Here is a 12,025-nt window from a genome sequence, read left to right as displayed (position 1 = left end):
CTTCCGGCTGCCCGACATGCTCGCCAACCGCGCCGACGTGTGGAACCTCGGCGACGCCGTCGCCGGGCGCGAGGACCTCTTCGCGCTCAGCTTCGGCCGCCTCGCGCCCCGGCTGGAGCCCCGGGACGGTGTCCTCCCGCTGGCCCCGCCCGGCCGTGACCGGCCCGGTCGCGCCGGTGCGGCGGGGAAGGGCCGCGGCCGCGCCGTCCGGGCCGTGTAGCGTTCCGGACATGGATCGGGTTCAGTCAACCTCCCCGCAGCACCCCGCCGGGCCGCACGGCGGCGCCGACCGGACCGCCTCCTCGACCGGGGGCACCGGGCCGGACGGCGGGCCGGGCAGCCGCCGGGCGGCGGCGCAGCGCCAGCAGATGCGCCAGGACCTGGCCACGGCCGCGATGGAGCTGTTCGCCTCGCAGGGCTACGAGGAGACCACGGTCGACCAGATCGCGGCCGCCGCCGGGGTGGCCCGGCGCACCTTCTTCCGGTACTTCCGGTCCAAGGAGGAGGCGATCTTCCCGGACCACGACGACACCCTGGTGCGGGTGGCCGACCTGCTGGCCAGCGCCGAGCCGGAGGAGCACCCGCTGGACGTGGTCTGCCGCGGCATCAAGGAGGTGCTGCGGATGTACGCCTCCACCCCGGCGGTGTCGGTCGCGCGGTACCAGCTGATCCGTCAGGTCCCGGCGCTGCGCGAGCGGGAGATCGCCGTGGTGGCCCGCTACGAGCGGCTGTTCACCCGCTACCTGCTGGGGCGCTTCGACACCGGCGAGTCCATCCCGTCCGGCTGGCAGCGCGGCGGCGAGGACGACTCGATGCTGGCCGAGGTCTCGGCGGCGGCGGTGGTCGCGGCGCACAACCACGTGCTGCGGCGCTGGCTGCGGGCCGGCGGCCGGGGCGACGTGGAGGCGCAGCTGGACCACTCCTTCGAGGTGATCCGGCGGACCTTCTGGGCCGCCAGCGCGCCGGGCGCCAGACGCCGGGGATCACTGGTGGCACCGGGTGCCAGCGGGACCCCCGGGGACACCGGGGCGGAGAGCGCACTGAGTGCCAGTCCCGGAGGTGAGGTGCTCATCACAGTCGCCCGGACGGACGCTCCGCTGGACGTCGTGGTGGACAGCATCCGGGCCGCCCTGAGTGGCGCCCGGGAGGCATAGAGGCAGCATTTCCGCAGGTCAGGGCGATATCGAGGGCCCGCGTCGAGGAGTCGGCGCGGGCCCTTCGCATGCCCGCGCAACGCGCGCCGCACGGCCTCGGAAGCCGCCGGAATTCGTGACACCCGGTGTCTTTACGAGTGGCACAGGGTGCCACTACCTTGTTACCCACCAGTCGCGGCGCCGCGGCTCCCCACCTCGGCGCGCCGTCGTCCGGCGTTCCCACACCCCGGGAGCAGAGCCAGCCACGGCCCGGTCCGCCCGGGCGCCCAGCCTGACCCGCCCACCACCCACCTCAGCGAAGCCGGTGTCCGCTCCCGGCTCCCCCAGACGCCCTGTGCCCCTCACACAGGTACGCCTTCGGAGGCAGCCATGCAGGAAATCCTCGACGCGATCCTCAGCCCCGACAGCACGTCGGCGGACTTCGCGGCGCTCACGCTGCCCGAGTCCTACCGAGCGGTGACGCTCCACAAGGACGAGGAGCAGATGTTCGCGGGCCTCGACAGCCGCGACAAGGACCCCCGCAAGTCCCTTCACCTCGACGACGTCGCCCTGCCCGAGCTGGGCCCCGGCGAGGCGCTGGTCGCCGTCATGGCCAGCGCGGTGAACTACAACACCGTCTGGAGCTCGATCTTCGAGCCGGTCTCCACCTTCGGCTTCCTGGAGCGCTACGGGCGGCTGTCGCCGCTCACCAGCCGCCACGACCTGCCGTACCACGTGGTCGGCTCCGACCTGGCCGGCGTGGTGCTGCGCACCGGCGCCGGGGTCAACGCCTGGAAGCCGGGCGACGAGGTCGTCGCGCACTGCCTCTCGGTCGAACTGGAGTCCGCGGACGGCCACAACGACACGATGATGGACCCGGAGCAGCGCATCTGGGGCTTCGAGACCAACTTCGGCGGCCTGGCCCAGATCGCGCTGGTGAAGACCAACCAGCTGCTGCCCAAGCCCGCCCACCTCACCTGGGAGGAGGCCGCCTCCCCCGGCCTGGTCAACTCCACCGCGTACCGCCAGCTGGTCTCGCGCAACGGCGCCGGCATGAAGCAGGGCGACAACGTGCTGATCTGGGGCGCCAGCGGCGGCCTCGGCTCGTACGCCACCCAGTACGCGCTGGCCGGCGGCGCCACCCCGATCTGCGTGGTCTCCAACGACCAGAAGGCCGAGATCTGCCGCGCCATGGGCGCCGAGGCGATCATCGACCGCTCGGCCGAGGGCTACCGGTTCTGGAAGGACGAGAACAACCAGGACCCGCGCGAGTGGAAGCGCCTGGGCTCGAAGATCCGCGAGTTCACCGGCGGCGAGGACGTGGACATCGTCTTCGAGCACCCGGGCCGGGAGACCTTCGGCGCCTCGGTGTACGTCACCCGCAAGGGCGGCACCATCGTCACCTGCGCCTCCACCTCCGGCTACATGCACCAGTACGACAACCGGTACCTGTGGATGTCGCTCAAGCGGATCGTCGGCTCGCACTTCGCCAACTACCGCGAGGCCTTCGAGGCCAACCGCCTGATCGCCAAGGGGAAGATCCACCCGACCCTGTCCAAGGTCTACTCCCTGGAGGAGACCGGCCAGGCCGCCCTGGACGTGCACCACAACAAGCACCAGGGCAAGGTCGGCGTGCTCTGCCTGGCCCCCGAGGAGGGCCTCGGCGTCACCGACCACGAGCTGCGCGCGAAGCACCTGCCCGCCATCAACCGCTTCCGGAACGTGTGAGACGGATCAGATGACCGAGCCTCAGAACCGTGACCGCCCCTGGCTGATGCGCACCTACGCAGGCCACTCCACCGCGAGCGACTCCAACGCGCTCTACCGGCGGAACCTGGCGAAGGGCCAGACCGGCCTGTCCGTCGCCTTCGACCTGCCGACCCAGACCGGCTACGACTCCGACCACGTCCTCGCCCGCGGCGAGGTCGGCCGGGTCGGCGTCCCGGTGGGCCACGTGGGCGACATGCGCACCCTGTTCGACGGCATCCCGCTCGAACGGACCAACACCTCCATGACGATCAACGCCACCGCGATGTGGCTGCTGGCGCTCTACCAGGTGGTCGCCGAGGAGCAGGGCGCGGACATCGCCGCGCTCACCGGCACCACCCAGAACGACATCGTCAAGGAGTACCTGTCGCGCGGGACGCACGTCTTCCCGCCCGGCCCGTCGGTGCGGCTGATCACCGACATGATCGCCTACACGGTCGGCAGCATCCCCAAGTGGAACCCGATCAACATCTGCAGCTACCACCTGCAGGAGGCCGGGGCGACGCCCGTCCAGGAGATCGCCTACGCGATGTGCACCGCCATCTCGGTGCTCGACGCCGTGCGCGACTCCGGCCAGGTGCCGGCCGAGCGGATGGGCGAGGTGGTCGCCCGGATCTCCTTCTTCGTCAACGCCGGCGTGCGCTTCGTCGAGGAGATGTGCAAGATGCGCGCCTTCGCCCGGCTGTGGGAGAAGGTCACCCTGGAGCGCTACGGCGTCACCGACCCCAAGCAGCGCCGCTTCCGGTACGGCGTGCAGGTCAACTCGCTCGGCCTGACCGAGGCCCAGCCGGAGAACAACGTCCAGCGGATCGTCCTGGAGATGCTGGCCGTCACGCTCTCCAAGGACGCCCGCGCCCGGGCCGTCCAGCTGCCCGCCTGGAACGAGGCGCTCGGCCTGCCCCGGCCCTGGGACCAGCAGTGGTCGCTGCGCATCCAGCAGGTGCTGGCGTACGAGTCGGACCTGCTGGAGTACGGCGACATCTTCAACGGCTCCGAGGTGATCGAGGCCAAGACCGCGGAGCTGCTGGCCGGCGCCGAGGCGGAGATCGCCAAGGTGCTGGAGATGGGCGGGGTGATCCCCGCCGTCGAGTCCGGCTACCTGAAGTCCAACCTGGTCGCCTCGCACGCCGCCCGCCGGGCCCGGATCGAGTCCGGCGAGGACAAGATCGTCGGGGTCAACTGCTTCGACACCACCGAGCCCAGCCCGCTCACCGCCGACCTCGACACCGCGATCATGGTGGTCGACCCGGCCTCCGAGCAGTCCGTGCTCGCCGCCCTGGAGGCCTGGCGCGCCGGGCGCGACGAGGCCGCCGCCCAGGAGGCGCTGGCGGAGCTCAAGGCCGTCGCCGCCACCGAGGCCAACCTGATGCCGGCCACGCTCGCCTGCGCCCGGGCCGGTGTCACCACCGGCGAGTGGGCCTTCGCCCTGCGCGAGGTCTTCGGCGAGTACCGCGCGCCCACCGGTGTCGGCGGCGCCCCCGTCGCGGTGGCCGCCGAGCCCGGCGGCGAGCTGGAGCAGGTCCGCGCCGCCGTCGCCGCCACCGCCGCGGAGCTCGGCGCCGGCAAGCTGCGCCTGCTGGTCGGCAAGCCCGGCCTGGACGGGCACTCCAACGGCGCCGAGCAGATCGCCGTCCGGGCCCGCGACGCCGGGTTCGAGGTGGTCTACCAGGGCATCCGGCTGACCCCGGAGCAGATCGTCTCCGCCGCCGTCGCGGAGGACGTGCACTGCGTGGGCCTGTCCATCCTCTCCGGCGCGCACAGCGAGCTGGTGCCCGACGTCCTGAAGCGGCTGCGCCGCGCCGGGGTGGAGGATGTCCCGGTGATCGTGGGTGGCATCATCCCGGCAGCGGACGGCGAGGCCCTCAAGGCCGCCGGCGTCGCCGCCGTGTTCACCCCGAAGGACTTCGGCATCACGACCATCATCGGCCGGATCGTGGACGAGATCCGGCTGGCCAACAAGCTCCAGCCGTGGACGTCCGCACCGACCGCGGCCACGAACTGACCAGCTGACCAGCTGACCACTGGGAAGGAACCCTCGATTCTGATGACTGCAGTCAACCGCCTCCGCCCCCGCCGCTCCTGTCTCGCCGTGCCGGGCAGCAACCCGCGCTTCCTGGAGAAGGCCCAGGGCCTGCCGGCCGACCAGGTCTTCCTCGACCTGGAGGACGCCTGCGCCCCGCTGGTCAAGGAGAGCGCGCGCCACAACATCGTCGACGCGCTCAACAACGGCGACTGGGGCGGCAAGACCCGCGTCGTGCGGGTCAACGACTGGACCACCCACTGGACCTACCGCGACGTGATCACCGTGGTCGAGGGCGCCGGCCCCAACCTCGACTGCATCATGCTGCCCAAGGTGCAGGACGCCGAGCAGGTCAAGGCCCTCGACCTGCTGCTCACCCAGATCGAGAAGACCATGGGCTTCGAGGTCGGGAGGATCGGCATCGAGGCGCAGATCGAGAACGCCAAGGGCCTGATCAACGTCGACGCGATCGCCGAGGCCTCGCCCCGGCTGGAGACCATCATCTTCGGCCCCGCCGACTTCATGGCCTCCATCAACATGAAGTCGCTGGTCGTCGGCGAGCAGCCGCCCGGCTACGGCGCCGACGCCTACCACTACATCCTGATGCGCATCCTGATGGCCGCCCGCGCCAACGACCTCCAGGCGATCGACGGCCCGTACCTGCAGATCCGCAACCAGGAGGGCTACCGCGAGGTCGCCCGCCGCTCGGCCGCCCTCGGCTTCGACGGCAAGTGGGTGCTCCACCCGGACCAGGTCGCCGCCGCGAACGAGATCTACTCGCCCTCGCAGGAGGACTACGACCACGCCGAGCTGATCCTCGACGCGTACGACTACTGCACCTCCGAGGCGGGCGGCGCCAAGGGCTCCGCGATGCTCGGCGACGAGATGATCGACGAGGCCAGCCGCAAGATGGCGCTGGTCGTCGCCGGCAAGGGCCGGGCCGCGGGCCTGCAGCGCACCACCAAGTTCGAGATCCCGGAGGCGTGACCATGCAGTTCGGACGCACCTACGAGGAGTTCGAGGTCGGCGCGGTCTACAAGCACTGGCCCGGCAAGACGGTCACCGAGTACGACGACCACCTCTTCTGCCTGCTCACCATGAACCACCACCCGCTCCACATGGACACCAACTATGCGGAGAAGACGACGGACTTCGGCAAGAACGTCGTGGTGGGCAACTACATCTACTCGCTGCTGCTCGGCATGTCCGTCCCGGACGTCTCCGGCAAGGCGATCGCCAACCTGGAGATCGAGTCGCTGCGCCACGTCGCGCCGACCTTCCACGGCGACACCGTCTACGGCGAGACCACCGTGCTCGACAAGTGGCCGTCCAAGTCCAAGGACGACCGCGGCATCGTGTACGTCGAGACCAAGGGGTACAAGCAGGACGGCACGGTCGTCTGCGTCTTCCGCCGCAAGGTGATGGTGCCGACCGAGACGTACACCAAGGAGCGCGGCGGCGAGCAGCCCGGCCGTCCGACCCCGCTCTCCTGAGCCCCACCCCTTTATAGGGGCCCCTTGAAGAGACCCCGGACGGGGAGGCCGCCGTCATCGGCCGACCCCCACCCGGTCGGGGGCCCTGCTGCCGCAGCCACGCCGGCAGGGTCCCCGGAAAATCCCCCCCCGCCCTCTTAGACCTTTTCGGAGCCGCACGATGGGACGCCTCGCACAGACCGACGGCCTCACCGAGATCCAGCGGGACATCCTCGCCACCGTGCGGGATTTCGTCGACAAGGAGATCATTCCGGTCGCGACCGAGCTGGAGCACAAGGACGAGTACCCGACCGCCATCGTCGAGGGCATGAAGCAGCTCGGCCTGTTCGGCCTCACCATCCCCGAGGAGTACGGCGGCCTCGGCGAGTCGCTGCTCACCTACGCCCTGGTGGTCGAGGAGATCGCCCGCGGCTGGATGTCGGTCTCCGGCATCGTGAACACCCACTTCATCGTGGCGCACATGATCAACGCCCACGGCACCCAGGAGCAGAAGGACCACTTCCTGCCCAGGATGGCGGCCGGCGAGATCCGCGGCGCCTTCTCGATGTCCGAGCCCGGCCTCGGTTCCGACGTTTCGGCCATCTCCACCAAGGGCGTCAAGGACGGCGACTTCTACGTCCTCAACGGCCAGAAGATGTGGCTCACCAACGGCGGCACCTCCACCCTGGTCGCGGTCCTCTGCAAGACCGACGAGGGCGGCAGCACCCCGTACAAGAACATGACCACCTTCCTGATCGAGAAGGAGGCCGGCTTCGGCCCGAACCCGAAGGTTCCCGGCCTGACCGTGCCCGGCAAGATCGAGAAGATGGGCTACAAGGGCGTCGACACCACCGAGCTGGTGCTCCAGGACGTCCGCGTCCCGGCCGACCGCGTCCTCGGCGGCGTCCCCGGCCGCGGCTTCTACCAGATGATGGACGGCGTCGAGGTCGGCCGCGTCAACGTCGCCGCCCGCGGCTGCGGCGTCGCCCGCCGCGCCTTCGAGCTCGGCATCTCCTACGCCCAGCAGCGCTCCACCTTCGGCAAGAAGATCGCCGAGCACCAGGCGATCCAGTTCAAGCTCGCCGAGATGGCCACCAAGGTCGAGGCCGCCCACCAGATGATGGTGATGGCCGCCCGCAAGAAGGACGGCGGCGAGCGCAACGACCTCGAGGCCGGCATGGCCAAGTACCTCGCCTCCGAGTACTGCAAGGAGGTCGTCGAGGACGCCTTCCGCATCCACGGCGGCTACGGCTTCTCGAAGGAGTACGAGATCGAGCGCCTCTACCGCGAGGCCCCGATGCTGCTCATCGGTGAAGGTACTGCGGAGATCCAGAAGATGATCGTCGGGCGCCGGCTCCTGGAGGAGTACCGGATCGCCGAGTGATCACCGGGCCGCCCGCCGACCGATCTCGGCGCCGGGCGGCCCCTCGAACCGCCGGTCGACGGGCGTGCGGGCCCGTTCCGGCGCGGGGCCGTGTCCCGTCACGGGCCCGGCCTGGTCCGCCAGGGTCCGGCACGGCCCTCCGGAAGCGGCCGCAGGGCGTACAGCTGCGACGACGCGCCCTGCGGCCGCTTCCGCACACCTGCTTCCGGCCGGTACGGCCGTTTCGGCCACCGGGTTCCGTCCGCGCACCCGTTGAGACAAGAGTCACCAGCCCTGTCCGGTCCCTTGGGAACCGGACCGGGTCGAGCTACGGTCGTAGGAGTGGACGCGCAGACGCGCCGCCACCGGACACATGAACGAGCAGGCGGGTTGCCCACCCACCGTGTGCTCCCGATAGCATCCACCGGGACAGCAAGCCGTCCCTCTATTACCGATCCCGCGGTGGCCCCCGTCCAGCGGCCATGATCCCCCGCGACAAAGGTCTTCGATGCCCATCAGCCCGTCCCCTCACACCTCCGTCACGGACCGCGATGCCCTCGCAGCCCCGACGGCCGGTCGGCGACCCCGCGTGACCATCGCGCGCGGAGCCACCCCCTGGTTCGTCCCCACCCTCGCCACGGCCGCCGTGACCACCGCCCTCACCCGGCGCAGCGGCAAGTGGGCCCTGGCGGCGGTACCCGCCTGCGCGCTGAGCGCGGGCATGCTGTGGTTCTTCCGCGACCCCGAGCGTGAGATCGGCACGGGCAGAGTGATCTCCCCCGCCGACGGCGTGGTGCAGAGCATCGACGCCTGGCCGGACGGCCGCACCCGGGTCGCGATCTTCATGAGCCCGCTGAACGTCCACGTCAACCGCGCGCCCCTGCCGGGCACGGTGACGTCGGTCGAGCACGTCGCGGGCGGCTTCGTCCCCGCGTTCAACAAGGACAGCGACCAGAACGAGCGGGTCGTCTGGCACTTCGACACCGAGCTCGGCGACATCGAGATGGTCCAGATCGCGGGGGCCGTGGCACGCCGCATCGTGCCGTACGTCGAGGCCGGAACCAAGGTCGAGCAGGGCGACCGGATCGGTCTGATCCGGTTCGGGTCCCGGGTCGACACCTACCTGCCGGCCGGCGTCGAGGTCGGCGTCGAGGTCGGCCAGAAGACCACAGCCGGGGTGACGCGCCTTGACCGTGACTGATCCTGAGACAATCGTCGGCCTGGACGACGAGGAGACGGCCCTGCGCCGCCGCCGCTGGGCGCGCGACCGCGAGCTGCGCGCCCCGCGCTCTCCCCAGCACCTGTCCACCGCCGACTTCCTGACCCTGGGGAACGCCGTCTGCGGCTTCCTGGCGATCTACTCGATCACCACCGGGGTCCTGGTCCCGCACATCACCAACCCGGACGCCGCTCCGGACCGGCACAGCGCCGCCACGGCGGTCACGCTGCTGCTGATCGGCTCGATGTGCGACCTCTTCGACGGCCTGGTGGCGCGCAAGCTGCGCTCCTCGGCCCTCGGGGCGGAACTGGACAACCTGGCGGACCTGATCAGCTTCGGCATCGCGCCGGCCTACTTCGTCGCGGTCTGGGGCATGGTCTCGACCACCGGCTCCAACAGCAAGCTCTCGGCGCTCATCGCGCTGACCGTGCTGCTCGCGGTGGTGCTGCGGCTGGCCCGCTTCTCGGCCGTCAAGATGCGGCCCGGGGTGTTCCAGGGCATGCCCTGCCCGATGGGCGCGATGACGGTGATCGCCATCGTGCTGCTCGACCCGCCGATCCTGCCCGGTCTGCTCGCCATCTTCGGCGCCGCGTACCTGATGGTCAGCCGGATCGAGTACCCGAAGCCGCAGGGGCTGCTGGCCACCGCCACGCTCTGCTGGGTCGTCGTGGCCATCGGCTGCCTGGCCGCCTGGGCCACCGGTCTGCCGGGCGGCGACCGGCTGATGCACATCGGCGCGATCGCCCAGATCACGCTCGCCGCGATGGCGCCGCTGCTGGTCATCCGCCGCAAGGTGGGGCAGAAGGTCGGCGACGTCCGCGCCCGGCGGGCGGAGTCGCGGATCGGCTGATCCCCGCGAACGCCATGAGGAAGGGCCCGGAACCTGCTGGTTCCGGGCCCTTCCTCATGTGTCCGAAGCGCGTCGGAGCTCTTCGCGGCTCGGGGCGCCCGCGGGTTCAGGCGCCGCCGGTGTGCACGCTGAAGGCCGAGCGGCGGGCCGCCCGGGCCACGCCCGGGTCCGGGTGCACGCCCGAGACCGCCGTCAGCACCGAGGCCGCCCGCGGGTGGCCGGACTGCCGGGCCCGGGCGAACAGCCGGACCGGGTCGCCCGCCGCGGCGCCCTCGACGTGGCCCACCAGCAGCTCGGTCTCACCGTGGTCGAGCACCGCGGCCGCGGTGTCCACCCAGAGCCAGGCCGCGTCCTCCGCGCCCAGCACGTCCGCCGGGGAGACGCCCTCGTCCGCGCGCTCCGCCAGCCAGAGCAGCGCGTAGGGGCGCAGCACCGGCTCGTCCACCGCGGCGCGCACCGCCTGCTCGGCCGGACCACCGGCCACCCGCAGCGCCTCGAAGGCGAGCCCGCGCACCAGCGCGTCGTCGCCCTGGGCGGCGTCCAGCAGCTCGCCCACCGCGCGGTCCGCCGGACGGGCCGCGACCCAGGCCCGGAACTCGGCGCGGGCCGGGCCCGGCGAGTAGTCCGCGCAGGCGTTCAGCAGCTCGAAGGCGCTCTGCTCGATGTGCCCGGCCGCGGTCTGCGCGACCGTGCAGATCTCCTCCAGCTTCGCCCGCACCGCCCAGTGGCCGAGCGGCGACAGCTCCGCGGCGTCGTTCCGGCGCTGCAGGGCGCCGACGGCCGCCAGGCCGTCCAGCATCCAGTCCAGGACGGCGGCCACGTCCGAGGGCGAGGCCGGGGTGTCGATCTGCGGCGCGCGGCAGGTGCCGCGGACGGCGGAGACCGCCGAGGCGGCGTGCGGCACCGGCGACAGGCCGGGCCCGCCGAGGCCGGCGCCGACCCGGCGCTCGTCCAGGCCCCGGCGCAGCAGCTCCAGCAGCTCGCTCTCGGCGACCGGGCCGTCCACCAGGTGCAGGAAGGAGAGCAGCTGCGGGGCCTGGTCCACGGCCTGCCCGGCCAGGACGGCGAACACGCCGCGCAGCGCGGCGGGCGGCACCGGGGCGAGCAGGGTCCAGGCGTCGAACAGCGCCGACCAGCCGCGCACCACGGCCTCGTCGTCGTGCTCCCAGGCGTGCAGGCGCCAGCCGGGGCCGGCGCCGGCGTCCCTGGCCTCCACCAGGCCGACCAGCAGTGCCTGCCCCCACGCCTTGGCGGCCGCGCCGACCGTCATGGCCAGCGCCCGGCCCGCCGCACGGGCGTCCTCCGGGAGCAGCTCGCCGCGCTTGTCGACCTCGGCCAGCTCGCCGGCCCAGCGGGCGACCCGGACGGCGTCCACCAGCATCCGGCGGGCCAGCGGCGCCAGCTCGGCGGGTGCCGGGAAGCCCTCCGGCACGGGAACCCGGCCCCGTCCGGGAGCCGGAGCGGGCCCTCGCCGCCGGGGTACTCCGTTACGGGGGACACCCGCCCCGCCCGGCCTGCCACCGGCGGGCCGGTGGGCCGTTCCGGGGAGACGGGTCACCGTCGCACCGGTACCGATCGTCGGCGGGAGCGGGGCATCACGGTCGCGCGGGTTCCGAGACGTCACGTCGAGCAGTCTTCCCCTTGTACCGGCCTTCTGTCACATCCGGTTGTCCGTACGACCGGGCGACCGGTGGTAGCACCTCCGCAAGATCGGGCAACAGCGGCAAACCGCCTGGCCGGAAACGTGTGACCTGGCCATGCCACCCATGGCGCCCCGGTTGCCGGGGATGTTCGAACGGTCACTGTGCGTACGGGTGGGGGGTCTGGGGCAGGGCCAATTTTTGCCCCTGATGGCGGGACGGCTTCCGCACGGGGAATCCGCGCCGCCGACGTCCGGCGGGAGTGTCCAGCCCGAATCCGGACGGATGGCGGACGGGGCGGGGGGTCGCACGGCGCGGGAAACGGCACGAGAAGTCGACCGGGCCGACTTCTCATGCATCCCGGAATAGACGGGAGAAACGTTCCTTCGTGGACGGGGAAACGCACCGGACATCGCCATCGGGACCCGGCCGGAAACGGCGCACGCGCGAGGGGGGGCTGCCGGGGCTAGGGTCCGTCTTCAAACTCCCGTCGTCCGCCCGGAGGGCGGGCGGGGCGGCGTTGGGGTGCGTGCATCGCAAGGCGGAGGAGGGAGCCACTGC

10 protein-coding genes are annotated in these 12,025 nt (G+C 71.8%); 9 read left to right on the top strand and 1 reads right to left on the bottom strand.

The annotated features are described in order from the left end of the window. From ABZW03_RS27120 to ABZW03_RS27080, 9 genes are all read left to right on the top strand, one after another. A partial coding sequence (locus ABZW03_RS27120) for a hypothetical protein (protein WP_355263456.1) occupies positions 1–220 on the top strand: 220 nt, incomplete at its 5' end. Between the two features lie 10 nt (positions 221–230). Continuing rightward, positions 231–1,154, top strand: coding sequence for a TetR family transcriptional regulator (locus ABZW03_RS27115; RefSeq protein ID WP_355263453.1), 924 nt, complete (start codon positions 231–233; stop codon positions 1,152–1,154). A 369-nt stretch (positions 1,155–1,523) separates the two neighbouring features. Continuing rightward, positions 1,524–2,861: a crotonyl-CoA carboxylase/reductase gene (ccrA, locus tag ABZW03_RS27110; protein ID WP_355263450.1), complete on the top strand. Its 1,338-nt coding sequence runs from the start codon at positions 1,524–1,526 to the stop codon at positions 2,859–2,861. A gap of 10 nt (positions 2,862–2,871) precedes the next feature. Continuing rightward, positions 2,872–4,902 (top strand): protein meaA, encoded by a 2,031-nt coding sequence (locus tag ABZW03_RS27105; protein WP_355263447.1) that lies wholly within the window; start codon positions 2,872–2,874, stop codon positions 4,900–4,902. A 42-nt stretch (positions 4,903–4,944) separates the two neighbouring features. Next, complete coding sequence (locus ABZW03_RS27100) at positions 4,945–5,907, top strand: CoA ester lyase (protein ID WP_049655662.1); 963 nt, start codon at positions 4,945–4,947, stop codon at positions 5,905–5,907. Between the two features lie 2 nt (positions 5,908–5,909). Beyond that, complete coding sequence (locus ABZW03_RS27095; protein ID WP_355263462.1) at positions 5,910–6,413, top strand: MaoC family dehydratase; 504 nt, start codon at positions 5,910–5,912, stop codon at positions 6,411–6,413. A gap of 160 nt (positions 6,414–6,573) precedes the next feature. Then, on the top strand, positions 6,574–7,776 hold the full coding sequence (locus ABZW03_RS27090) for an acyl-CoA dehydrogenase family protein (protein WP_355263444.1): 1,203 nt from the start codon (positions 6,574–6,576) through the stop codon (positions 7,774–7,776). Between the two features lie 487 nt (positions 7,777–8,263). Further along, positions 8,264–8,956, top strand: coding sequence for a phosphatidylserine decarboxylase (locus ABZW03_RS27085; RefSeq protein WP_355263441.1), 693 nt, complete (start codon positions 8,264–8,266; stop codon positions 8,954–8,956). Between the two features lie 40 nt (positions 8,957–8,996). Beyond that, positions 8,997–9,824, top strand: coding sequence for a CDP-alcohol phosphatidyltransferase family protein (locus ABZW03_RS27080; protein ID WP_355263459.1), 828 nt, complete (start codon positions 8,997–8,999; stop codon positions 9,822–9,824). 106 nt (positions 9,825–9,930) lie between these two features. Here ABZW03_RS27080 and ABZW03_RS27075 read toward each other — a convergent pair whose 3' ends face one another. Then, on the bottom strand, positions 9,931–11,256 hold the full coding sequence (locus ABZW03_RS27075) for a hypothetical protein (RefSeq protein ID WP_355263438.1): 1,326 nt from the start codon (positions 11,254–11,256) through the stop codon (positions 9,931–9,933). Positions 11,257–12,025: the final 769 nt, after the last annotated feature.

Source organism: Kitasatospora sp. NPDC004799 (genome assembly GCF_040609095.1).
GTDB lineage: Bacteria > Actinomycetota > Actinomycetes > Streptomycetales > Streptomycetaceae > Kitasatospora.
Note: the sequence above shows the minus strand (reverse complement) of the source record. Positions and strands in the feature narration are given on the sequence as shown.

Excerpts from the sequence above, each read along its gene's own strand:
- ABZW03_RS27115 (WP_355263453.1), top strand. The coding sequence starts at position 231 with ATGGATCGGGTTCAGTCAACCTCCCCGCAGCACCCCGCCGGGCCGCAC.
- ccrA (WP_355263450.1), top strand. The coding sequence starts at position 1,524 with ATGCAGGAAATCCTCGACGCGATCCTCAGCCCCGACAGCACGTCGGCG.
- ABZW03_RS27105 (WP_355263447.1), top strand. The coding sequence starts at position 2,872 with ATGACCGAGCCTCAGAACCGTGACCGCCCCTGGCTGATGCGCACCTAC.
- ABZW03_RS27100 (WP_049655662.1), top strand. The coding sequence starts at position 4,945 with ATGACTGCAGTCAACCGCCTCCGCCCCCGCCGCTCCTGTCTCGCCGTG.
- ABZW03_RS27095 (WP_355263462.1), top strand. The coding sequence starts at position 5,910 with ATGCAGTTCGGACGCACCTACGAGGAGTTCGAGGTCGGCGCGGTCTAC.
- ABZW03_RS27090 (WP_355263444.1), top strand. The coding sequence starts at position 6,574 with ATGGGACGCCTCGCACAGACCGACGGCCTCACCGAGATCCAGCGGGAC.
- ABZW03_RS27085 (WP_355263441.1), top strand. The coding sequence starts at position 8,264 with ATGCCCATCAGCCCGTCCCCTCACACCTCCGTCACGGACCGCGATGCC.